The 23,580-nt window shown below is 66.7% G+C and carries 20 protein-coding genes; 4 read left to right on the top strand and 16 right to left on the bottom strand.

The window, feature by feature from the left end; all coding sequences use genetic code 11:
* The first annotated feature begins 176 nt into the window (after window positions 1-176).
* On the top strand, window positions 177-2,210 hold the full coding sequence (locus tag ACQHGV_RS02765; protein ID WP_440979339.1) for a type VI secretion system Vgr family protein: 2,034 nt from the start codon (window positions 177-179) through the stop codon (window positions 2,208-2,210).
* A gap of 36 nt (window positions 2,211-2,246) precedes the next feature.
* Window positions 2,247-3,659, top strand: coding sequence for a type VI secretion system-associated FHA domain protein TagH (gene tagH, locus ACQHGV_RS02760; protein ID WP_440979338.1), 1,413 nt, complete (start codon window positions 2,247-2,249; stop codon window positions 3,657-3,659).
* A gap of 396 nt (window positions 3,660-4,055) precedes the next feature.
* Here the strand turns inward: tagH and guaA are convergent, their stop codons facing one another.
* The 9 genes from guaA to ACQHGV_RS02715 form a co-directional block, all read right to left on the bottom strand.
* The gene (gene guaA / locus ACQHGV_RS02755) at window positions 4,056-5,609 is read right to left on the bottom strand and encodes a glutamine-hydrolyzing GMP synthase (RefSeq protein ID WP_409792421.1); all 1,554 of its coding nucleotides are present in this window, start codon (window positions 5,607-5,609) and stop codon (window positions 4,056-4,058) included.
* Window positions 5,610-5,741: 132 nt separating this feature from the next.
* Entirely contained in the window at window positions 5,742-7,532 is a 1,791-nt protein-coding gene (locus ACQHGV_RS02750) for a DUF6055 domain-containing protein (RefSeq protein ID WP_440979337.1), read from the bottom strand.
* 197 nt (window positions 7,533-7,729) lie between these two features.
* A complete protein-coding gene (gene rplQ, locus ACQHGV_RS02745) occupies window positions 7,730-8,152 on the bottom strand; it encodes a 50S ribosomal protein L17 (protein WP_183952707.1) in 423 nt (140 codons plus the stop codon).
* A gap of 241 nt (window positions 8,153-8,393) precedes the next feature.
* Window positions 8,394-9,458 carry a DNA-directed RNA polymerase subunit alpha gene (locus ACQHGV_RS02740; RefSeq protein ID WP_183952706.1) on the bottom strand — a complete coding sequence of 355 codons (1,065 nt, stop codon included), beginning with the start codon at window positions 9,456-9,458 and terminating at the stop codon, window positions 8,394-8,396.
* A gap of 88 nt (window positions 9,459-9,546) precedes the next feature.
* Complete coding sequence (gene rpsK, locus ACQHGV_RS02735; protein ID WP_042486392.1) at window positions 9,547-9,936, bottom strand: 30S ribosomal protein S11; 390 nt, start codon at window positions 9,934-9,936, stop codon at window positions 9,547-9,549.
* A gap of 93 nt (window positions 9,937-10,029) precedes the next feature.
* Window positions 10,030-10,398, bottom strand: coding sequence for a 30S ribosomal protein S13 (rpsM, locus tag ACQHGV_RS02730; RefSeq protein ID WP_183952705.1), 369 nt, complete (start codon window positions 10,396-10,398; stop codon window positions 10,030-10,032).
* Between the two features lie 158 nt (window positions 10,399-10,556).
* The gene (locus ACQHGV_RS02725; protein ID WP_409792414.1) at window positions 10,557-10,805 is read right to left on the bottom strand and encodes a hypothetical protein; all 249 of its coding nucleotides are present in this window, start codon (window positions 10,803-10,805) and stop codon (window positions 10,557-10,559) included.
* Between the two features lie 167 nt (window positions 10,806-10,972).
* The gene (locus ACQHGV_RS02720) at window positions 10,973-12,322 is read right to left on the bottom strand and encodes an ATP-binding protein (protein WP_183952703.1); all 1,350 of its coding nucleotides are present in this window, start codon (window positions 12,320-12,322) and stop codon (window positions 10,973-10,975) included.
* On the bottom strand, window positions 12,319-13,011 hold the full coding sequence (locus ACQHGV_RS02715; protein ID WP_183952702.1) for a response regulator transcription factor: 693 nt from the start codon (window positions 13,009-13,011) through the stop codon (window positions 12,319-12,321). The genes ACQHGV_RS02720 and ACQHGV_RS02715 overlap by 4 nt, the downstream gene beginning before the upstream one ends.
* Window positions 13,012-13,408: 397 nt before the next feature.
* On the opposite strand from ACQHGV_RS02715, the gene ACQHGV_RS02710 reads away from it, so the two are divergent.
* Window positions 13,409-14,872: a diguanylate cyclase domain-containing protein gene (locus tag ACQHGV_RS02710; protein WP_440979336.1), complete on the top strand. Its 1,464-nt coding sequence runs from the start codon at window positions 13,409-13,411 to the stop codon at window positions 14,870-14,872.
* 48 nt (window positions 14,873-14,920) lie between these two features.
* Window positions 14,921-17,092: a primosomal protein N' gene (locus ACQHGV_RS02705; protein ID WP_440979335.1), complete on the top strand. Its 2,172-nt coding sequence runs from the start codon at window positions 14,921-14,923 to the stop codon at window positions 17,090-17,092.
* A 370-nt stretch (window positions 17,093-17,462) separates the two neighbouring features.
* Here the strand turns inward: ACQHGV_RS02705 and ACQHGV_RS02700 are convergent, their stop codons facing one another.
* The 7 genes from ACQHGV_RS02700 to ACQHGV_RS02670 all read right to left on the bottom strand — a co-directional run bounded on the left by ACQHGV_RS02700 (window position 17,463) and on the right by ACQHGV_RS02670 (window position 23,429).
* Window positions 17,463-17,714, bottom strand: a complete 252-nt coding sequence (locus ACQHGV_RS02700) for an ATP synthase F1 subunit epsilon (RefSeq protein ID WP_007405041.1) — start codon at window positions 17,712-17,714, stop codon at window positions 17,463-17,465.
* A 1-nt stretch (window position 17,715) separates the two neighbouring features.
* Window positions 17,716-18,246 carry a hypothetical protein gene (locus ACQHGV_RS02695; protein WP_440979334.1) on the bottom strand — a complete coding sequence of 177 codons (531 nt, stop codon included), beginning with the start codon at window positions 18,244-18,246 and terminating at the stop codon, window positions 17,716-17,718.
* Between the two features lie 23 nt (window positions 18,247-18,269).
* Complete coding sequence (gene atpD / locus ACQHGV_RS02690) at window positions 18,270-19,742, bottom strand: F0F1 ATP synthase subunit beta (RefSeq protein ID WP_440980116.1); 1,473 nt, start codon at window positions 19,740-19,742, stop codon at window positions 18,270-18,272.
* Window positions 19,726-20,322, bottom strand: coding sequence for a hypothetical protein (locus ACQHGV_RS02685; protein ID WP_440979333.1), 597 nt, complete (start codon window positions 20,320-20,322; stop codon window positions 19,726-19,728). Before ACQHGV_RS02685 ends, atpD begins: the two co-directional genes overlap by 17 nt.
* Complete coding sequence (locus ACQHGV_RS02680; RefSeq protein ID WP_440979332.1) at window positions 20,322-21,197, bottom strand: F0F1 ATP synthase subunit gamma; 876 nt, start codon at window positions 21,195-21,197, stop codon at window positions 20,322-20,324. The genes ACQHGV_RS02685 and ACQHGV_RS02680 overlap by 1 nt, the downstream gene beginning before the upstream one ends.
* Before the next feature lie 125 nt (window positions 21,198-21,322).
* Window positions 21,323-22,852: a F0F1 ATP synthase subunit alpha gene (atpA, locus tag ACQHGV_RS02675; protein WP_007406897.1), complete on the bottom strand. Its 1,530-nt coding sequence runs from the start codon at window positions 22,850-22,852 to the stop codon at window positions 21,323-21,325.
* Window positions 22,853-22,859: 7 nt separating this feature from the next.
* Window positions 22,860-23,429, bottom strand: coding sequence for a F0F1 ATP synthase subunit delta (locus ACQHGV_RS02670; protein WP_440979331.1), 570 nt, complete (start codon window positions 23,427-23,429; stop codon window positions 22,860-22,862).
* Window positions 23,430-23,580 lie beyond the last annotated feature (151 nt).

The following is a 23,580-nucleotide window of genomic DNA, read 5'->3' as shown; positions in this document are numbered from 1 at the left end:
GCAGCACAAGCCATTGTGGCAGCATCAAGGCAAATAGCGCGGTAACCATAATGGTCCGATCTGACCCTATGGGACTTGCTCTATGCTAAACACGTTGAACCATTGTCCTATCGGGATCGCGGCATTACTCTTGGCCACGCCTGCCCTGATCCGGGCGGGTTGGATGGGAGTTTCAGGTGGCGGAATCGACGCAGCGCCTGACACAGATGTCGATCGACGTCGGTGACGAGCAGGTCGTTCTAGAACGGATCGAGGGCAGCGAACGGCTGGGGCGCCCCTTCACCTATCATGCGGACATCATCTCGCCGCTGGAGATCGATCTCCAGCCGCATCTCGGCAAGCCCGCCGCGCTCGCCGTGCTAGAGGATGAGGAGCTGCTGCGCCGGTTCCACGGGCTGGTCACCGCCGGTGAATATGTGAAGGAAACGCAGAGCGGCCATCATTACCGCCTGACCCTGCAGCCCTGGACCTATTATCTGGCGCAGAACCGCCAGATGGCGATCTTTCAGGACAAGACCGCGGTCGAGATCATCAAGCAGGTGATCGAAGGCGCCGGCATCCAGGACGTCGATTACAGCCGCCTGTCCCGCCCGCGCGTGCCGCGCGGTTACTGCGTGCAATATAAGGAAAGCGACTTCGCCTTCGTCTCGCGTCTGATGGAAGAGGAAGGCATCTATTATTTCTTCCAGCATGAGGAAGATCGCCACATCATGGTGCTGTGCGAAGGGACCGCGTCGCACCAGCCGGGGCGGCCGTCGCGGCTGACCTACAACGCCAACAGCGTCTCGGTCTTCACCACCAATTCCAAGTCGCGCTTCAATCGCCAGAATGATTATGTCCAAAGCTGGATGGAGCGGGTCGTCTCCACCGGCGAGGCGCGCGTCGTCACTCGCGATTTCGATTTCGAGGCCCCCGACCAGCCGCTTGCCGCCGAAGCGACGGGCCAGGGCGCGCATCCGCGCGACGACCGCGAGATCTTCATCTATCCGGGCCGCTATACCCGCGAAAAGACCGGGCGCGGCGACCAGGAACAGACGGGGCGCGAGCGTGGCCAGGCGCTGCTCGATGCGCAGCGCGCCGGGCGGCGCACCTTTACCGGCACCTCGCAGGCCGCCGGGCTGACGACGGGCTACCGCGTCGATGTCGATGGCCATCCCGCGGGACGGATGAACGCCGCCTACCTGATCACCTCCACCTTCCACTCGATCACGGCGGAAAGCTACCGCTCGGGCAAGCAGGAGGATGAGGAACCGTTCAACGTCCGGTTCGAGGCGATTCCCGCCGACACCGCGTTCCAGCCGGTGCCCGAAACCCCGCGCCCGCGCGCTATGGGGCTGGAGACCGCGATCGTCACCGGACCGGCGGGCGAGACGATCTACACCGACGAATATGGCCGGGTGAAGGTACGCTTCCACTGGGATCGCGGCGACACGCCAGGCGAACGCTCGACCTGTTGGATTCGCGTGTCGCAGACGGGGGGGCTCGGCAATGTCATCCTGCCGCGTGTCGGGCATGAGGTGCTGGTCGATTTCCTCGATGGCGATCCCGACCGGCCGGTGGTGATGGGGCGCGTCTTCAACCGCGCGCACATGCCGGTCTATGACCTGCCCGCCAACAAGACGCGCGCGGTGTGGCGCACGCTGACCTATGGCGCGAGCGGCGACTACCCTGAGAGCGAGGCGCTCGACAGCGGGCAGAACCGCACCTCGAACGAGATCCGCTTCGAGGACAAGGGCGGCCAGGAAGAGCTGTTCATCCATGCCGAGCGCGACATGAACAGCCGCGTCCGCTTCGACGAGACGCGCCATGTCGGCCACAATCAGGGCCGCCGCGTCGGGCTGGACCGCACGACCAACATCGGCCGCGACGATAGCAAGTCGATCGGCCGCGACCGCTCGACCGGGGTCGGGCGCAACGACACGCTGCTGGTCGGACAGGTACTGGAGATCGAGGCGGGGCAATCCCTGACCATCCGCTGCCAGAATTCGATGATCACGATCGAGCCGAATTCGATCACGATCCAGTCGCCCAACATCGAAATTCAGGGCACCGCGTCCTTCAAGGTCAATTCGCCCGATGCGCGGATCAATGGCGGGGCGACATTGGTTCTGAATGGCGGGCGGACCGACATCAATCCCGATGGCGGCGCGGGTGTCGCCGACCCGAAACCCCTGTCCGCCCCCAAGGTCACGCCCGGCGGCGGCAAATAAGGGTTCTGCATCATTAGCTGGAATGACCACGCCCCGATGACGCTGACCCTGACGCTGTCGGGCGATGCCCGGCCCGAGGGCGGCACCCCGCGCGAGCTGGTGCTCGACCGGCGCGGCGCGGTGGTGGGGCGCGCGCCGGGTTGCGACTGGGCGCTGCCCGACCCGACGCGGCATCTGTCCTCGCGCCATTTCGAGATTCGCTTCGACGGGCAGCAATATCTGCTGACCGATTGTTCGACCAACGGCACGATGCTGGGCACGAGCGGCCAGCGCGTATCGGGATCGCATGTCGTACGCGACGGCGACCGCTTCCTGGCCGGCCCCTATGTGATCGAGGCGCGGCTGTCGTCACAGGGGGCCGCCCCCGCCGCTTCAGGCTGGCATGGCTGGGGCGATACGGCAGGTGCCACGCCGGCGGCCAGTGAGGCGCCCGCCGCCAGCGGCTGGGGACCGGTTCCGTCCACCGGCGGCGGTGGCGGTGGCTGGCAGCCCCAAACCGGCCCGTCGCTCGCCCGGCCCGAGCCGCACCGTGCGGCCAGCAGCGTATGGGGTGACACTCCCGCCGCCCCCGCATCGCCGCCACGCGGCGGCTGGACGCCAGAGGCGGCGGCACCGCCTCCGCCGGTCGTATCCGCCTGGGACAGCGCCGCGCCGCTCGCCGACCCCGCCTCGCCCTGGTCGAGCGCGGCACCCGATCGGCCGCCCACTCCGTCGCCCAACGAGCTATGGGGACGCATCGCCGAGGGCAATGTCGTCGACTGGGCACGCGGCGGTTTCGGCCAGCCGGTCGAGCGACCGCGCGATCCGCTGGGCCTCAATCCCGAGCCGCAGGCCGCGCTTCCCCCCGAACGTCCCAAGCCCCCGGCGCCCCCGCCCGCCCCGACCGGCGCCGGCGATGCGGCGGAGTTTCTGCGTGCCGCCGGCCTCGACCCTGCGCAATTCCCCGACCCCGCCGAGGCGATGCGCCGCGCAGCGCCCCTGCTCGCCAAGCTGGTCTCCGGTCTGGTCGTGATGCTGGAGGCGCGCGCACGGGCCAAGGCGCAGCTTGGCGCGGATGCCACCGCCTTCAATCCCAGCGGCCACAACCCGCTGAAATTCGCGCGCCGGCCCGAAGATGCGCTGATCGCGCTTCTTTCCGCGCCACAACCCGGTTTCCAGGCGGGCGACGAGGCGGTCGAGGATGCGTTCCGCGACCTGCAATCGCACCAGATCGCGACGCTGCGCGCGATGCAGGGCGCGCTGAAGGCCACGATCGAACGCTTCGCCCCCGCCGCGATCGAGGCGCGCGCCGAAAAGGGCGGGATGTTGGAACGCGTCGTCCCCCTCGCCCGCGATGCCGCGCTGTGGCAGGCCTATGTGACGAGCTTCAGCGGCGTCGCCGACGCCTCGGACGAGGCGTTCCTGGAGGTCTTCTCCAAGCATTTCCGGACGCATTACAACCAGGGTTGACCTCCCCGGCACGGGGCGGTGGCAGGCTGCTGGCCTGACGGGGGTGGCTTCCACAGGGGATGTCGTTTCCGGCACGCCCCCTCCACCATGCTGCGCATGGTCCCCCTCCCCGTTCCGGGGAGGAATTGTTGAGTTGCGACAGGGCAGAACGAACTCACCCCTCCCCTTCAGGGGAGGGGACGGGGGTGGGGCGTTGCCGCAGGTCCAGCGCTTGTGGAAAGGCCCCACCCCAACCCCTCCCCTGAAGGGGAAGGGCTCGTTTGGATCAATCTGTCGCGATCTTGCAAAGATAAAAGCCCCGGCCATGGGGTCGGGGCTTTATTCCGTCTGAAAGCAGCGCCTTGCGGCACTGAATGATCCGGCCGTGATCACGCCCCGCGTGACCGCGAGTCCGGATCATTCCCACTCGATCGTGCCGGGCGGCTTGCTGGTATAGTCATAGACCACGCGGTTGATGCCCTTCACCTCGTTGATGATCCGGGTCGTCACGCGCGGCAGGAAGTCGCCGGGGAAGTCGAAGGCCTGCGCCGTCATCCCGTCGACCGAAGTCACCGCGCGCAGCGCCAGCACCGAGTCGTAGGTCCGGCCATCGCCCATCACGCCGACCGAACGGACCGGCAGCAGGACCGCGAACGCCTGCCAGATGGCGTCGTACAGCCCGGCGTTGCGGATTTCCTCCAGATAAATGGCATCCGCCTTGCGCAGGATGTCACAGCGCTCCTTGGTCACCTCGCCGGGAATGCGGATGGCGAGGCCCGGTCCCGGGAAGGGGTGGCGACCGACGAACACGTCGGGCAGGCCCAGCTCACGCCCGAGCGCGCGAACCTCGTCCTTGAACAGCTCACGCAGCGGCTCGACGAGCTTCATGTTCATCCGCTCAGGGAGACCGCCGACATTGTGGTGGCTCTTGATCGTCACCGACGGGCCGCCGGTGAAGCTGACGCTCTCGATCACGTCCGGGTAGAGCGTACCCTGCGCCAGGAATTCGGCGCCGCCGATCTTCTTGGCCTCGGCCTCGAAGACGTCGATGAAGGTCTTGCCGATGAACTTGCGCTTGGCCTCGGGGTCGGTGACGCCGGCCAGGCCGCCCATGAACTGCTCCTGCGCGTCCACATGGACCAGCGGGATGTTGTAATGGCCGCGGAACAGGCTGACGACCTGCTCGGCCTCACCCTGACGCAGGATGCCGCCATCGACGAACACGCAGGTCAGCTGGTCGCCGATCGCCTCGTGGATCAGGAGCGCCGCCACCGACGAGTCGACGCCGCCAGACAGGCCGCAGATGACCCGGCCGCTGCCGACCTGCTCGCGGATCTCGGCGATCTTGGCCTCGCGGAACTCGGCCATCGTCCAGTCGCCGGTCAGCCCGACGACATGGCGTGCGAAATTGGCGATCAGCTTGGCGCCATCGGGGGTGTGCACCACCTCCGGGTGGAACTGCATCGCATAGATGCGGCGTTCGTCATTGGCGATGATCGCATAGGGCGCGCCCGGGCTGGTCGCGACGACGCGGAAGCCCGGCGCCAGCGCGGTCACCTTGTCGCCATGGCTCATCCACACCTGATGCCGCTCGCCCTGCGCCCACAGGCCGTCGAATAGTGCGCAGCCGTCCTCGACGGTGATGAACGCCTCGCCGAACTCGCCGCTATCGCCCTTCTCGACCTTGCCGCCGAGCTGCTCGGTCAGTGCCTGCTGGCCATAGCAGATGCCCAGCATCGGCAGGCCGCTGTCGAGAATGGCCTGCGGGATGCGCGGCGAACCGGCATCGACCACCGAGGCGGGACCGCCCGACAGGATGACGCCAGCGGGCTTGATCCGCGCGAACGCCGCTTCGGCCGATTGGAAGGGAACGACTTCGCTATAGACCCCCGCCTCGCGCACGCGGCGCGCGATGAGCTGGGTGACCTGGCTGCCGAAATCGACGATGAGGATGCTGTCCGGGTGCTCCATGGCGGTCCGATAGCGATGTCTTTTGGGAAAAGCTACCGGGCCGGTGGGGTTTGTATACGCTCCGACCCCGGCATCTCCGTCGCCGTGATAGCGGGAGGGCGCGCCGCCATCGGCACGCCCTCCTTCCAGCGATCAGCAGGGGCGGCCATATTCCTGATTGCCGTTGGTGTTGTAGTTCAGCGTCCAGGTATAGGGCGCGACGTTGGACGCGCAGGCGGCCGGATCGCCGGTCGGCGCGGTGGCACCGCTGATCGCGACCCGATAGGGGAATTTGGTGCCGGTGACCGCGCCGTCCTGCTGCCAGCCCAGCGTTTCATACGCCCCCGGCGTCGCGGTGACAGTCAGGAACAGCTTTGCTCCCTGCGGCACGGGACGCGAGATGGTCGCGCTGCCCGTACCCGACACCGCGCCCAGTTCGGAATAGGTCACCTTGGTCCCATTCTCGATGGCGACGATCGCGAAGCGCCAGCCGGCCTGATTGTCGGTGGTATCGCCGGTCAGCGTGACCTGCACCGTCCCGCCATTGGCGGTCAGCGGAATCAGGTGGGTGCCGAATTGCAGCAGCGGCCGCGCCGGCGAGGACAGATACTGCCCCGCCCCCGATCCTTCCGCCAGCGTCGCATAGAGGTGCGAGGCCAGCGTCTGGGTCGCCGAGGCGGTGGTCGCATCGATCAGCGCGCGCTGGTCGATAAAGTCCATCCCCGCCAGCCGTGCGCCATACCAGCCCATGTCGTCAGCGAAGGAGGCGAAGCCGTTGGCATAGAGGCCCGCCGCCTGCCCCAGCCGGACGAACGCCTGCATATAATCCTCGGTCGTTGCGCCATCGCTGTTGCGCAGATTCTCGGTCCAGCTGCGCCAGACCAGCGGCCGGGTCGAATCCTGGTCGTAGAGGAAGGACATGAAGGGCTGCGCCCCGTAGCGCGCGATCGACCAGAGCGGCCCATTCTCCAGGTTGTTCAGATAGGAGGGCATGAACGCGACGAAGTTGGGCGACAGGACATAGGCGTTCCACTCCGCCCCCACTTCCCAGATCGGCCCGGCATCGGGCTTGTCGCGGAAACCGCCGGTGTGGAACTGGATGACATGGCCGAACTCATGCGTGGTGGTGACGCCGCCGGCCTGGAGGTTGGGCGCGCTGACCCACATCGCCGCCTGCCCGGTCGCGCCGCAATCGCCCATGTCGCCGTCGCTGAAGAAGGGCAGCCCGGTGCCGCAGACATACATGTTGACCTTCTTGCGGTCCGATCCCTCCGCATAGGGCATGGGCGCGTTCAGAAGGTCGCGGTTCCACAGCCAGATGGTCTCCAGCCACTGCCCCGATGCGTTGATGAACTGCTCCCAGTTCGTGTTGGTGTCGCGCGCCCAGCGATAGCTGAAGCCATCCTGCTTGACGCCGTACCACAGGGTGAAGTGCTGGGTTTCGACCTTGCGCACCGTGCCGGCATCCAGCGCTTCCTGGCTGGTCGGCTCGAAATCATAATCGGTGGCATAGCTGGCGGTATCGGCGGCCAGCGGGTGGTTGTCGGCCTCCTGCTCGATCGCGGCGATGTCGGCCGCCGACAGCGACGCTAGGCGGAAGCGGCGACGACAGCCATCGGCCATCTCGAATTCGGCGACGCGGCTGCTCTCGCCCAGATTGATGCCGTACGCCCAGATCAGCCGCGCCTCGAAAGCGGGGCCATAGGCGGTGCCGGGCACCTGAAACGGTTCATTGGGGGGATCGGCGGACGCCGGGGTCCAGGTGCGGACGGGCAGTACGCCCCAGGGGTTGTTGTCCGACGTGGCGCGACATCCGGTGACCGGCTGCTCGGTGCTGACGCTGGCGGCGGTCGCTACCGGGCCGCCGGCCGTTCTGGTGTCGTCTTCCCCACCCCCGCATGCCGCAAGGAAAAGCGCCGGAACCAAGGCATAGAGTCTGCGCATACCGCCCCCTTGTTATCGTTCACATCTGCATTTCGTTTCATCAATGTAACAGGAGCGTATATCAGATACGATTGCTGCGCAAATCTGGGTTAGAAATAACGAATTTATGCTGTGTTGACAGGAGAATGGCACGAAAAAGGGCCGCGCCATCGCTGGCACGGCCCCCTTTCGAAGGTGTCTCGAAAGACGCGCGGGAATTACGCGGCTTCGTCGAAATCTTCCTCGGTCATCACCGGACCCGAATCCTGGCCCTTCGCCGAGACGTCGCGGTCGACGAACTCGATGATCGCCATCGGCGAGGCGTCCGACGCGCGGATGCCGGCCTTGATGATGCGGGTATAGCCACCGTTGCGGTCGGCATAGCGCGCCGCCAGAACGTCGAACAGCTTCACCAGCTGCGCGTCGTCGAGCAGACGGGCATGCGCCAGACGACGGTTCGACAGACCGCCCTTCTTGGCCAGCGTCACCAGCTTTTCGACATAGGGACGCAGTTCCTTCGCCTTGGCGACGGTGGTGGTGATCTGCTCATGCTTGATGAGCGCGGCCGACATGTTGCGGAAAAGCGCAATACGATGAGCCGAGGTACGCTGCAGCTTACGGCCGCCGACGCGATGACGCATGGGATGTTCCTTCGTTCGTTAAGGGGCCGTGTCACGGTACCCCAGACCTGGTGACCGTTAAGGCCGTCACCTTCGCCTATCTGAAATCCTCCCCAAGCTTGCTTGGGGAGGGGGACCAGCGAAGCTGGTGGAGGGGCCGACTGCGGCAAAGCCGCAGTCCGACGTCGAACGGGCCGCCCTGGGGCGGCCCGCCGGCCGGGCTTTCGCCGTCTCGCGGATAGCATCGCTATCCGCGTGCGGCTCAGCCCATGATCTCCTGTTCCAGCTTCTTGGCCATTTCCTCGATATTCTCGGGCGGCCAGCCGGGGATTTCCATGCCCAGGCGCAGACCCATGGACGACAGCACTTCCTTGATCTCGTTCAGCGACTTGCGGCCGAAATTCGGGGTGCGCAGCATCTCGGCTTCGGTCTTGCCGACCAGATCGCCGATATAGATGATGTTGTCGTTCTTGAGGCAGTTCGCCGAACGCACCGACAGTTCCAGCTCGTCGACCTTCTTGAGGAGGTAACGGTTGATCTGCTGCGCGTCGCTCTGCGGCTCGCCACCGGCGACCGGGATCGCCGCCTGGCCCACGGGGGCCGCACGGGTGAGCGCCGAGTCGTCGAAGTGCACGAACAGCGCCAGCTGGTCCTGGAGGATGCGCGCGGCATAGGCCACGGCGTCTTCCGGGGTGACGGTGCCGTCGGTCTCGACCGAGAGCGTCAGCTTGTCATAGTCCAGGTCCTGGCCGACGCGGGTCGGGTCGACCTTGTACGACACCTGGCGCACGGGCGAGTAGAGCGCATCGACCGGGATCAGACCGATCGGCGCATCGGCCGGACGGTTGGACGCGGCGGGGACATAGCCCTTCCCGATGTCGGCGGTCAGCTCCATGTTGAGCGTCGCACCTTCGTCGAGATGGCAGATCACCAGGTCCTTGTTCATGACCTCGATATCGCCCGACACGGCGATGTCGCCGGCCTTGACGGTGGCGGGGCCGGTCGCCGACAGCTGGAGCCGCTTGGGGCCTTCGCCCTGCATGCGGATGGCGAGCTGCTTGACGTTCAGGACGATGTCGGTGACGTCTTCACGCACACCGGCCAGCGACGAGAATTCGTGCAGCACGTTTTCGATCTTGATCGAGGTGACCGCCGCGCCCTGGAGCGACGACAGGAGCACGCGGCGAAGCGCGTTGCCCAGCGTCAGGCCGAAGCCACGCTCCAGCGGTTCGGCAACGAACGTCGCCTTCCGCTTGCCATCGCCACCCTTTTTCTCGAGCGCGTTGGGCTTCTTGAGTTCCTGCCAGTTCTTTGCGTTGACAGACACGTGGTTCCCCTGAGTTATGGGCCGGAACGGGGACGGTTCCAGCCGTGGAGAGAGGCATGGCCGACTCGTCAGCCGGCCATGGGAAGCATCAGACGCGGCGACGCTTGGAAGGCCGCACGCCGTTGTGCGGGATCGAGGTCACGTCACGGATCGAGGAGATCTGGAAACCGACCGCCTGCAGCGCGCGCAGCGCCGACTCGCGGCCCGAACCCGGACCCTTGACTTCGACTTCCAGGGTGCGGACGCCGTGCTCGGCGGCCTTCTTGCCCGCGTCTTCCGCTGCGACCTGCGCCGCATACGGGGTCGACTTGCGCGAACCCTTGAAGCCCATCATGCCGGCCGACGACCACGAAATGGCGTTGCCCTGCGCGTCGGTGATGGTGATCATGGTGTTGTTGAAGCTGGCGTTCACATGCGCGACGCCGGCGGTGATGTTCTTGCGCTCGCGACGGCGAATGCGCTGCGGTTCACGTGCCATTAGATAAGAATCCTGACCTAGTATCCTGATGCGGAGGTCGGCGGGCGGTCAGCCACAAGCCTGCCTCCGGCGGAGTAATTCGCCCGGGGCGAATTACTTCTTCTTGCCGGCGATCGGCTTGGCCTTGCCCTTGCGGGTGCGCGCATTGGTGTGCGTGCGCTGGCCGCGAACGGGCAGGCCCTTGCGGTGACGCAGGCCGCGATAGCAGGCCAGATCCATCAGGCGCTTGATGTTCATCGCGGTCTCGCGACGAAGATCGCCTTCCACCGTGTGATCGGCGTCGATGGTCTCGCGGATCTGCAGGACTTCCTGGTCCGACAGGTCCTGGACGCGGCGATCCTCGGCGATGTTGAGCTTGGCGGAGATCTGCTTCGCCTTGGCCGGACCGATGCCGTGGATATAGGTCAGCGCGATGATCACGCGCTTGTTGGTCGGGAGGTTAACACCCGCGATACGTGCCATGAAATTTGTTCTCCTAGCTCCACGAAGCATGGCATGGCCGCACACGCTTCATCTCAACGCGATGGTTCCGCCACGCGGAAGCGCGACGCACGTAAGTCGCGCGTCGTTCAACCAGTGGTGTTGGAAGGACGGTCCGTTAAGCCCCGCGCAACACCCTGTCAAGCGATCGGTTCCCGAAACATCGACGATTGCACGCGCCTGAGCGTCAGCCAGCGCCGGAACGACACGATCGCCCAGACGATCTCGACCACCCCGAACGGCCAGGCGCCCTGGAGAAAGCCATAGGCCGACCCCGCGATGCACCCCAGCACGAAACCCAACGTCCACCAATGCGCGCCCGCTTCCATCGCATAGCAGACCAAAGTGAAGGACACGGCGGCCAGGCCGAACAGGGAGAGGGAATCCATGGGGACCGGCTCTAAAGCGCTGAGGCGACAGGGCAAGTCCGATCCTCCCCTTGCAGGGGAGGTGGCAGGCCGAAGGCCTGACGGAGGGGTGTCACGCTATCGAGAGGGGGACACCCCTCCGACGCGCTGCGCGCGCCACCTCCCCTGCCAGGGGAGGAACAGCATCGCTACGGAATCACTAGCCGCGCCACGAGCCCGGGCTGGTTGTCCCCCAGCTCGAATCGCCCGCCATGCAGCCGCGCCACCGCCTCGATCAGCGCCATGCCCAGCCCTGCACCCGGCGTCGTGCGTGCGGTGTCGAGTCGACCGAAGCGTTTCAGCGCCTGCGCACGGTCCGCCGCGGCGATGCCAGGCCCGCGATCCTCGACCTGGAAGACGATCCCCTCCAGCCCGCGCATCAGACGCAACGTCACCTGCCCGCCCGACGCGCCGTGCTTGAGCGCATTGTCGATCAGGTTGGACAGCGCCTGGCTCATCAATTCGCGGTGGATGGGCAGCGGCGCGGGTCGGTCCTCCACCTCGATCAGGAAGCGCAAGCCCGCATCCTCGGCGACCGGGGCGTAGAGTTCGCCGATCTCCTCGACCAGATCGGCGGGCGCGACCTGGGTGAAGCGATCGCGGGTGACCGATTCGGAGCGGCTGATCTCGATGACCATGGTCAGCATCCGCATGATCAGGTCGGTCTCGACCAGCAGGCCGCCCAGCGCCGCCTCACGCTGCGCCGGGTCGGCGATCAGTACCGCCTGCTCGGTCTTGGTCCGCAGCCTTGCGAGGGGCGAGCGCAGGTCGTGCGCCAGGCTATCGGTAACGACGCGCAACTCGGCCATCAGCTGTTCGATCTTGCCGAGCATGGCGTTGAGCCGCACCGCCAGGCGGTCGAAGGCATCCCCCTCGCCCGCGCGCACCAGCGACACGCGCCGCGACAGATCGCCCTCGCCCGCCGCGTCCATCACCGCAACGATGCTGTTGAGCCGGCCGGTGACATAATGCGCCAGCACCAGCCCCGTGCCGACGCCCAGCATCAGCGACAGGACGACCGCCAGCGCCAGCGCACGCTCGATCGCGATCTGCTGCGCCTCGATCAGGTCGAGCGGGCGGCCGACCAGCAACCAGTCGCCGCCGATGGGATGAAGCGTATAGCCCGCCTCACGCGATCCCCAGACGCCGCTGCGCCCCAGCACGGCGATCCGGAACGGCGTATCGGCCAGCGGCACGGCCAGATGGTCGGGCGCATAGCCCGCGACGCGGTGGCCGCGCGAATCGAAGATGGCGAGGACCAGCGTCACGTCGCCCGGCTCGCGCGCATGGGTGATCGCATCCGCCAGTGCGGGCAGCGCGCCGGTACGCCACACCGCGCGCAGGGCATCGGCCTGCTCGACGATCTCGCGGTGAAGCGCGGCGACCGCATCGGCGCTGGTCTGTTTCCAGATGAAGCCGACCAGCACCAGGTTGGAGGTCAGCGCCAGGATGATCGACAGCAGCGCGATCCGCGCCGAGATCGTCAGCCGCCGCGTCACCCCTCCACGGCCAGCCGATAGCCGGCGCCGCGCACCGTATGCAGGATCGGGCTGCCGAACCCTTCCTCCAGCTTGCGGCGGAGGCGACCGATATGGACGTCGACGACGTTCGAGCCCGGGTCGAAATGATAGTTCCAGATTTTCTCCAGCATCATCGTGCGGGTGACGACCTGGCCCGCATGGCGGGCGAGGAATTCGAGGAGGTTGAACTCGCGCGCGCCGACCGGGATGATCTTGCCCGCGCGCGTGACGGTGCGCGCCAGCAGGTCGATCTCCAGATCACCGACGCTCAGCTTGGTGCGGGTCGGCTCGGTGGCGGCGCGGTCGGACCGGCGTACCAGCGCCTCGATGCGCGCCGACAGCTCGGCGAAGGAGAAGGGCTTGCACAGATAGTCGTCCGCGCCGGCCTTCAGACCGTCGACCCGGTCGTCGACCGTGGCGAGCGCCGACAGGATCAGCACCGGGGTCGTGATCCCCGCCGCGCGAATGGCGCTGACCATCGCCAGCCCGTCCAGCCGGGGCAGCATGCGGTCGGCGATGATCAGGTCGAAAATGCCTTCGCTCGCCAAGAACAGGCCATCACGGCCATCGCCGCACTGTTCGACGGCGTAGCCCGCCTCGCCCAGCCCCTTGGCAACATAGGCGGCGGTCGACGCGTCATCTTCGACGATCAGGATTTTGCGGCTCATCGCGTTTTCTGCTCCGCTATCGGACCATTTTCAGGGGACCCATTTCAGGTCCATCGGCGTCCGCCCAGATCGGTCGGTCCCCGGCCGGTTATGGCCACGCCATGCCGAACCGGATCGATGCCAGCGAAAGGCCGGTGGAAGGCGCTCCTTCCACCGGCCCCGACGGCACCCCCGGGAGTGTCGGGCGCCGATCTCTCTGAACTCTATGCATGGTGGCTACCGCCCCCCGGCCGTCCGGCCGGTGACCATATCATGACAAATACGTCATCTGTTTCAGCGCCTTACAGGGATCGGATGGCCGAGTTGTCGCTTTTATATCGGCGGGCGGGGGTATAACCTCCTCGCACCGCGTTATTTTTTGGCGTCCGGCCACCGCAAGGGATATGCTGCGCAGATCATGACCGCCGTTTCGTTTCCCACGCCCGACGGGCTCGACGAAGAGCGCCGGCTCGCGACGCTCCAGGCGCATGCGCTGCTCGACAGCGAGCCGGAGGCGGAGTTCGACGCGCTGGTGTCGCTGGCCGCCGAGATGCTCGACTGCCCGCTCGCGGCGCTGACGCTGGCGGATCGGGACCGGTTCTGGGTGAAGTCGGCGGTCGGCCCGCTGCCGCCGCAGATGCCGCGTGAGGTCGCCTTCTGCAACGTGACCATCCGTTCGCCCGATCTGATGATGGTGCCCGACCTGTCGAGCGATCCGCGCTTCGCCATCAATCCCTTCGTCGCGGGCGATCCGGGCACGCGCTTCTATGCCGGCATGCCGATCCGCGTGCCCGATCTGGACGGCAATCTCCAGCCGATCGGCTCGCTCTGCGTCATGGACGACACGCCCCGCTCGCTGAGCGCGGCGGGCGAGCGGACGCTGCGCCACCTCGCCCGCCTCGCCGAAGCGCTGATCGCCGCGCGCGCCATCGCCCGGCGCGCGACCGACATGGCCGAGTTCAGCGAACGCCAGGCCGAGGAGCTGCGCGCCAAGGAGCGCCATGTCCGCCAGGTCGAACGGCTGGCGCTGTCCGGGTCATGGCACATCGCGCTGAAGGACGGTCGCGCGACCTGGTCCGAGGGCGTCTATCGCATCCACGAACTGCCCCCGGGCCGCCATTTCTCGATCGAGGAAGGGCTGTCCTACTATCCCCCCGATGCCCGCAAGGCGTTGCGCGAGACGATCGAGAATACGGTGGCGACCGGCGATCCGTTCGACATCGAACTCGACTTCGTCACCGCCATGGGCCGGCGACGCCGGGTCCGTGTGATCGGCGAGCGCGAGATGGCGAACGGCCGCGTACATGGCCTGGTCGGCATGTTCCAGGACGTGACCGAGCGCCACGCGCTGGAGACCCAGCTTCGCCATCTGGCCGACACCGACGCACTGACCCTGTTGTCCAACCGCGCGGCGTTCGACCGCGCGCTGGAGGCGGCGATCGGCGAGGCGGCGGCGACGGAAACGCTGCTGGGCCTGGTGCTGATCGATCTCGACGGGTTCAAGCTGATCAACGACACGCTCGGCCATCCCGCCGGTGACGAAGTGCTGCGCATGGTCGGCAATCGCCTGCGCGCCGACTGGCTGAAGGACTGTTTCGTCGCGCGGCTCGGCGGGGACGAATTCGGCATCATCATCCGCGATCCTGCGCTGCTCGCCCGTCCCGAAGAGCTGCAGGTCCGGCTCGAGGCGCTGCTGACCCTGTCGATCACCGTCGGCCATATCACCATGGGGTGCAGCGGCACGGTCAGCCTGACCTTGCGGCCCGAGGATTGCCATAATACGCGCGACTTCATGCACCATGCCGATACCCGGCTTTATGGCGCCAAGCGCGAACGTACCGGGGAACGGCGGCGGGGTGGTGATCGGCGACGCAGCGCCTGATCGCCGCGCACCTTTCCTAATCCGCCGCCACGCCCATATAGCGAAGCGATGTCTTCGCGTGCTCGCGTCCTTGTCCTGAACTCCGCGCTCGGCCCCCTCGACTATCGCATCCCGCATGGGATGAATGTCGAGCCGGGGTCGATCGTCGTCGCGCCGCTGGGGCCGCGCCAGTTGCTGGGCGTGGTGTGGGAGCCGGAGCGGATGCCCTCGGACGCCGAGGTCGGCGACAATCGCCTGCGCCCGCTGCTCGGCGTCGCCGATGCGCCGCCCTTGCCCGATGCGCTGCGGCGGCTGATCGAGTGGACGGCGGACTATTATCTCGCTCCGCCCGCCGCCGTGGTGCGCATGGCGCTGTCCTCCACCTCCGCGCTGGAGGGCGCGCGGACCGTCACCGAATATCGCGTCACCGGCCATGTCCCCGACCGCCTGACGCCGCAGCGGGCGCAGGCGCTGGAGCGAATCGGTGACCGGCAGGGCCTGATCCGCGAGCTTGCGACGATGGCCGATGTCTCCGACGCGGTGATCCGGGGTCTCGTGAAGAACGGTGCGATCGAGGGGGTGGAGGTCGATATCGACAGCCCCTTCCCCCTGCCCGACCCGAACCATCACCGGCCCGAGCTGTCCGAAGACCAGCGCGCGGCGGCGGACATATTGGTCGCGGGCGTCACCTCGCATAGTTTCCAGCCGGTGCTGCTCGACGGCGTGACGGGATCGGGCAAGACCGAGGTCTATTTCGAGGCGGTGGCGCAGGCGATCGCCGAAGGGCGGCAGGTGCTGGTCCTGCTCCCCGAAATCGCGCTGACCGAGCCGTTCCTGAAGCGCTTCCACGACCGCTTCGGCTGCGAGCCGGTGGCGTGGCACTCCGGCTTGCGCTCTTCGCAACGCCGTCGCGCCTGGCGCGCGATCGCCAGCGGTCAGGGGCTGGTGACGGTCGGCGCGCGCTCCGCGCTATTCCTGCCCTATCGCAATCTCGGCCTCATCGTCGTCGACGAGGCGCATGAAACCAGCTTCAAGCAGGAAGACGGCGTCCACTATCATGCGCGCGACGTGGCGGTGATGCGCGGCAAGTTCGAGCCCTGCCCGGTCATCCTGGCCTCCGCCACCCCCGCGATCGAGACGCGGCAACAAGTCGCGCTGGGGCGTTATACCGAGGTCAAGCTGCCCGGCCGCTTCGGCCCGGCGCAGATGCCGACGATCGAGGCGATCGACCTGATCCAGAACCCGCCCGAGCGGGGCCGCTGGATCGCGCCCAAGCTGGTCGCGGCGATGAAGGAGGTGCTGGAAAAGCGCGAACAGTCGCTGCTCTATCTCAACCGGCGCGGCTATGCCCCGCTGACCCTGTGCCGGACCTGCGGGCATCGCTTTCAGTGCCCCAATTGCACGGCCTGGATGGTCGAGCACAGGCTGGTCCGGCGGCTGGCCTGCCACCATTGCGGTCACGTCCTGCCCACCCCGCGCGCCTGCCCCGAATGTGACGGCGAGGACACTTTGGTCGCCTGCGGCCCCGGCGTCGAGCGGATCGCGGACGAAGCGACCGCGCTGTTCCCCGAGGCCAAGATCGCCGTCGTCACCTCCGACACCATCTGGTCCCCCGCTAAGGCGGCCGAGTTCGTCGGGCGGATGGAGGCGGGTGACATCGACATCGTCGTCGGCACGCAGCTGATCACCAAGGGCTATCACTTCCCCAACCTGACGCTGGTCGGGGTGATCGACGCAGACCTTGGCCTCGACGGCGGCGACCTGCGTGCGGCGGAGCGCACCTTCCAGCAGATCCGGCAGGTGTCGGGCCGCGCCGGGCGCGGGGCCAAGCCGGGCCATGTCTTCATCCAAACGCACAGCCCCAAGGCGCAGGTGATGCAGGCGCTGGTGACGGGCGATGCCGAGGCTTTCTACACCGCCGAGACCGAAGCGCGCCGCGACGCCGATGCGCCGCCCTTCGGCCGCTATGCCGCGATCATCGTGTCGTCGGAGGATCAAGGCGCAGCGCAGTCGGCTGCAAACATGATCGCGCGTGCGGCCCCCAAGGTCGACGGGATGCACGTCTTCGGTCCCGCGCCGGCGCCGCTGGCGATGCTGCGGGGGCGGCATCGCTTTCGGTTGCTGGTTCATGCCCGGCGCGCGCTGGCGGTGCAGGATGTGATCCGCGAGTGGCTGGGCGGGGTGGAATGGTCGGCAAAGGTGCGCGTCGCGGTGGATGTGGACCCGTACAGCTTTTTGTGAGCCCCCTTCTTCCTCCCCTCCCGCAGGCGAGTTTCAGGTCGGTCATGCCACCGGCATGACCTAAACGATGCGGGGCATCGTTTACCTGAAACTGGGTCGGGGGATGGCATGGGGTCTCACCGAGCCCATCACTCGCGGCTTCCCCTCCCCCATCCCCTCCCGCCTGCGGGAGGGGCGTGCTTGGGGCAGCCGGTTTCCCTTGGCCTTCGACTTCGCTCAGGCTGAACGGAGCGGGGGGTAAGGCGGCTACTCCGAACCGCCGTTCAGCCTGAGCGAAGTCGAAGGCCACACCCCTACGCCAACCCCACAAACGAAAACGGCCGCAGCTTCCGCCACGACCGCTTCAAAACCCGGCAAAGGCTAAACAGCCTTACCCCGCATGCTCCGCCAGCACGGTCAGGCCCTTGGGCCCCACCTCGGCGAAACCACCACGGATCTGGATCGACTCCGGCTCGCCCTTGTCGGTGCGATACACCTGGATCGCGCCGTCGCGAATGGTCGACATGAAGGGCGCATGGCCCTCCAGCACGCCGAAATCGCCCTCGGTGCCGGGGACGACCACCATATGCACCTCCTCCGAGCGGAGGAGCTTTTCGGGGGTCACGAGTTCGAAGTGCAGCATATTATCTCTCAACGTCCATTTGCGCCGTAATGGCGATCTGCGGCCGATCCTTGCGTTCACCGGGCTTGGCGGCACGCGACACCATCATCCACAGATGCGGGTCGATCCTGCTCACATAGCGCGTCATACGCATGTCGCCATCACTCTTCTCTTCACCCGCCGACCAATTCGTCTTGAAATCGGGCTGCGTCAGAACGGCTTCGGTTGCGGGTTGCAAGTCTTCGCTCGAGCCCCCCACGACATGGCAGAGGGGTCGGGTATCGGAAACCGTTATAAACAGGCCACCCGGCCCCGCTGCCGCATACCAATAATGGGGGGCGGTGAACCAACCGCCAGGCGGAGCAACTGCGTCCGGTATCGACGGCCGTGCGACGATCTTACCCGACAGGCCCGCCTTCTCGGGAAACTGATCGATCGAGTCCGCCCAAGTGGCCGGACGCATCAACCATGCTTCACAGGCCTGCAACGCCGTAGCGATGCCCCTTGTCGCAGCATCCGCAGGAACGGCAACAGGCTGCGACGCCTGTGCCATTACCGCGAATGCCGCTACGAGGATCACGCTTCCTGGGCCAGCTTCTCGGCCTTGGCGACGGCTTCGTCGATGCCGCCGACCATGTAGAAGGCCGCTTCCGGCAGATGGTCGTATTCGCCGTCGACCACCGCCTTGAACGAACGGATCGTGTCTTCGATCTGGACGAACTTGCCCGAGATGCCGGTGAAGACTTCCGCGACGTGGAAGGGCTGCGACAGGAAGCGCTGGATCTTGCGGGCGCGCTGGACGGTCAGCTTGTCCTCTTCGGACAGCTCGTCCATGCCCAGGATCGCGATGATGTCCTGCAGCGCCTTGTAACGCTGGAGCAGCGACTGGACCGCACGCGCCGTCTCATAATGCTCCTGGCCGACGATGCGCGGCTCCAGCACGCGGCTGGTCGAGTCGAGCGGGTCGACGGCCGGGTAGATGCCCAGCTCCGAAATGGCGCGGTTGAGCACGGTCGTCGCGTCGAGGTGGGCGAACGAGGTGGCCGGCGCCGGGTCGGTCAAGTCGTCGGCGGGAACGTACACGGCCTGGACCGAGGTGATCGAACCCTTGTTGGTCGAGGTGATGCGCTCCTGCAGCGCGCCCATGTCGGTCGACAGGGTTGGCTGATAGCCCACGGCCGACGGGATACGGCCGAGCAGCGCCGACACTTCCGCACCCGCCTGGGTGAAGCGGAAGATGTTGTCGACGAAGAACAGCACGTCCTGGCCTTCCTGGTCGCGGAAATACTCCGCGATGGCGAGGCCCGACAGCGCGACGCGGGCACGGGCGCCCGGCGGCTCGTTCATCTGGCCATAGACCAGCGCGACCTTCGAGCCCTCGCTGATCGCGTTGCCCTCGGCGTCCTTGGCGATCACGCCCGCATCGAGGAATTCGTGATACAGGTCGTTGCCCTCGCGGGTCCGCTCACCGACGCCCGCGAACACCGAGGTACCGCCATGGCCCTTGGCGATGTTGTTGATCAGTTCCTGAATCAGAACCGTCTTGCCGACGCCCGCGCCGCCGAACAGGCCGATCTTGCCGCCCTTGGCGTAGGGTGCGAGCAGGTCGATGACCTTGATGCCGGTGACCAGGATCGCGCTCTCGGTCGACTGCTCGATGAACTCGGGCGCCTTGGCGTGGATCGGGGCGCGCAGGTCGGTCGCGACCGGACCACGCTCGTCGATCGGCTCGCCAACGACGTTCAGGATGCGGCCGAGCGTCGCGGGGCCGACCGGAACCTGGATCTGGTTGCCGGTGTCGGTCACGGTCTGGCCGCGGGTCAGGCCCTCGGTCGTGTCCATCGCGATCGTGCGGACGGTGTTCTCGCCCAGATGCTGCGCGACTTCGAGCACCAGACGGGTGCCGTTATTGTCCGTCTCCAGCGCCGACAGGATCGCGGGCAGGTGATCGGGGAAGTGAACGTCGACGACCGCGCCGATGACCTGGGCGATCGTGCCGACATTGTTGGTGGCCGTGGTCGGCCGGATGTCCTCAGCGGCGGTTGCCATCATTGCTTCCTTGGTTCTGCTGGCCCGACATGGTTTCGGGGCGGGTAAAGGTCACGACCAGACGGCGGCCACCGTCGATCTTGTCACGGGTAACACGGTAATCGGCGCCGGTCAGATGGCCGGTGGTGGCGCTTTCGGTCTGGATCGCGGCCGAAACCGCATCCTTGCCGTCCAGACCCAGCTGATCCATCGGCTTGGTGACCCAACGGATGAACTGCGTCTTGGCGAACGGGCTGGTGTCGAGATTGACGAGGTCGAGCGAAAAGCGGATCTCGTTCAGCCGCTTCGCATCGCCCTCGACCATCAGATTGCCCATATTGACCGGCGAGACCGACGGATCGGCCATCGGCGTCGCTTGCGCGATCGCACGATACTGGCCCTGGACGGGCGAGTAGCCGCTCATGCGAAAGCCCATCCGGTCGAGCAGGCTGACCGTCTCGGGCGCGTTGCCGAACACGGTCGCCCAGCCGCCCTTCACGAACGGCACAGGCGTTGCCTTGGGCGTCTCCTTCGGCTGGTCGGACGCCCGGCCGCATCCGGCCAGAGCGACCGTCAGGCCCAGAAGGAGCGCGAGACGCATCAGAGCGCCTCGGCGCCCGAGATGATTTCGACCAGCTCGGTGGTGATCGCGGCCTGACGCGTGCGGTTATACTGGATCGACAGGCGGCGGATCATGTCGCCCGCATTGCGCGTGGCGTTGTCCATCGCGTTCATCTGCGAGCCGTAGAAACCGGCCTGGTTCTCCAGCAGCGCGCGGAAGATCTGCACCGCGACGTTGCGCGGCAGCAGCGCGTCGAGAATATCCTCTTCGCTCGGCTCGAACTCGGCAACGGCCTCGACCGAGGTCTCGCCCTTGGTCGGGGCGGGCATCGGCACGGGGATCAGCTGCTGCGAGACGGGGTCCTGCACCAGCGCCGAGACGAACTTCGAGTAGAACAGATGCGCCACGTCGAACTCGCCGCGCTCGAAGCGGGCGATCAGGTCGTCGGCGATGACGCGGGCGTCGTCAAACTTGGGCGCCTTGATGGCGCTCATGTCATGATCGGCGAGGATCGCGTTCGGGAAGAAGCGCTTCAGCACGCGCCCCTTCTTGCCCGCGATATAGAACTTCACCGTCTTGCCCTGTGCCTGCAGCTCTTCGGCCTTGCGGCGCGCGGCGCGGACGATGTTGGTGTTGAACGCACCCGCCAGGCCACGCTCCGAGGTGGCGACGACCAGCAGCTGGACATCGTCCTTGCCGGTGCCCGCCAGCAGCGGCGACGCACCGACGCCACCGACGCGCGCGGCCATACCGGCCATCACCGCTTCGAGACGCTCGGCATAGGGACGGCCGTTCTGCGCCGCATCCTGCGCCCGGCGCAGCTTGGCGGCGGCGACCATCTTCATCGCCTTGGTGATCTTCTGGGTCGACTTGACCGAGTTGATCCGGATCTTGAGGGCCTTGAGGCTCGCCATCTTCGTCCTTCTGCCTCCCTCTCCCCTCGCGGGAGAGGGTCGGGGTGAGGGGTTGCCACGGGCGGGGTCGCTTGCGGCGCCCCCTCACCCAACCCTCTCCCAGCTGGGGAGAGGGCCATGTTTCCTTACGCGAAGATCTTCGCGAACTGGTCGAGCGCGGCCTTGAGCTTGCCCTTGGCCTCGTCGCCCAGATCCTTGGTGTCGCGGATCATCGCCAGCACATCGGCGTGATCGTTGCGCAAGTAAGCGAGCATCGCCGCTTCGTAGCGGACGACCTGCGCCACCGGCACGTTGTCGATATAGCCGTTGGTCCCTGCGAAGATCGACGCCGTCTGCTCCTCGAAGGGCAGCGGGTTGAACTGCGGCTGCTTGAGCAGTTCGGTCAGGCGCGCACCGCGGTTCAGCAGCTTCTGCGTCGAGGCGTCGAGGTCCGAGCCGAACTGCGCGAAGGCGGCCATTTCACGATACTGGGCCAGCTCCAGCTTGATCGAGCCCGACACCTTCTTCATCGCCTTGGTCTGCGCGGCCGAGCCGACGCGGCTGACCGACAGGCCGACGTTGATCGCCGGGCGGATGCCCGCGAAGAACAGGTCGGTTTCGAGGAAGATCTGGCCGTCGGTGATCGAGATCACGTTGGTCGGAATGTAGGCCGACACGTCGCCCGCCTGGGTTTCGATGATCGGCAGCGCGGTCAGCGAACCGGCGCCGTTGGCGTCGTTCATCTTGGCCGCACGCTCCAGCAGACGGCTGTGCAGATAGAAGACGTCGCCCGGATAGGCTTCACGGCCCGGCGGACGGCGCAGCAGCAGCGACATCTGACGATAGGCGACGGCCTGCTTCGACAGATCGTCGAACACGATCAGCGCGTGCATCGCGTTGTCGCGGAAATATTCGCCCATCGCGGTGCCGGTGTAGGGCGCGAGGAACTGCAGCGGCGCGGGCTCCGACGCGGTCGCGGCGACGACGATGGAATATTCCATCGCGCCATTCTCTTCGAGCGTCTTGACCAGCTGCGCGACGGTCGAGCGCTTCTGACCCACGGCGACGTAGATGCAGTAGAGCTTCTTCGACTCGTCGGTGCCCGCGTTGACCGTCTTCTGGTTGATGAAGGCGTCGATCGCGACGGCCGACTTGCCGGTCTGGCGGTCGCCGATGATCAGCTCGCGCTGACCACGGCCGACGGGGACGAGGGCGTCGATCGCCTTCAGGCCGGTCTGGACCGGCTCATGCACGCCCTTGCGCGGGATGATGCCCGGCGCCTTCACCTCGACGCGGCGACGCTCGGTCGCCTCGATCGGGCCCTTGCCGTCGATCGGGTTGCCCAGGCCGTCCACGACGCGGCCCAGCAGGCCACGGCCGACCGGCACGTCGACGATGGTACCGGTGCGCTTGACGGTGTCGCCTTCCTTGATCTCGGCGTCCGAGCCGAAGATCACGACGCCGACATTGTCGGCTTCGAGGTTGAGGGCCATGCCCTGCACGCCATTGGCGAACTCGACCATCTCGCCCGCCTGGACATTGTCGAGGCCGTAGATGCGCGCGATGCCGTCACCGACGCTCAGCACCTGGCCGGTCTCGCTGACCTGGGCCTCGGTGCCGAAATTGGCGATCTGGTCCTTGATGACCTTGGAGATTTCTGCGGCGCGGATATCCATGGGAACGTCAGCCTTTCATCGCGCTGGCGAGCGCATTCAAACGGGTGCGGATCGAGCTATCGATCATCTGGGAACCGATGCGGACGACAAGCCCGCCGAGCAGGTCGGGATCGACCGACAGGTCGACCGACACTTCGCGGCCGACGCGGGTGCGCAGCTGCTGCTTCAGCTCGGCGACCTGCGCCTCGGTCAGCGGGTGGGCGCTCGTCACTTCGGCCGCGACCTCGCCGCGATGGCGGCTGGCCAGCTGGCGGAACGCGCGGATGATCTGCGGCAGCGCCGAGAGGCGCCGATTCTCGGCGAGGACGCCGAGGAAATTCTTGGTCACGCCGTCGAGGCCCAGCGTGTCGGCGACCGCCAGGATCGCCTTGACGGCCTGGCCGCGCGCCACGACCGGGCTCTTGGTCAGCGCGGCCAGATTCTTATCGGCGGCCAGCGCATCGCGAAGGGTCACGAGGCTCGCCTCGATCGTGTCGATCGAACGCTGCTCGGCAGCGGTTTCGAACAGCGCGAGCGCATAACGTCCACCCAGGCTCGCCTGGATGCCGCCTGTGCCGCTTATAGTACCGCCGGACATCTCCACGGATGCGAATTCCTCGAACAACGAACGGGTTGGCCCCATGGGGAACGGGGCGCGAAAAACGCGCCTCCGATGGGTTGGCGGGCGGTTAGCATCGGGAACCTTTGGATGCAAGGTGCGTGGCGCATCTTGTGACAGGTTGGTGACG

The sequence above is a fragment of the Sphingomonas pseudosanguinis genome, assembly GCF_052056765.1.
Classification (GTDB): Bacteria; Pseudomonadota; Alphaproteobacteria; order Sphingomonadales; family Sphingomonadaceae; genus Sphingomonas; species Sphingomonas pseudosanguinis.
This window is presented reverse-complemented; position numbering and strand designations above follow the sequence as displayed.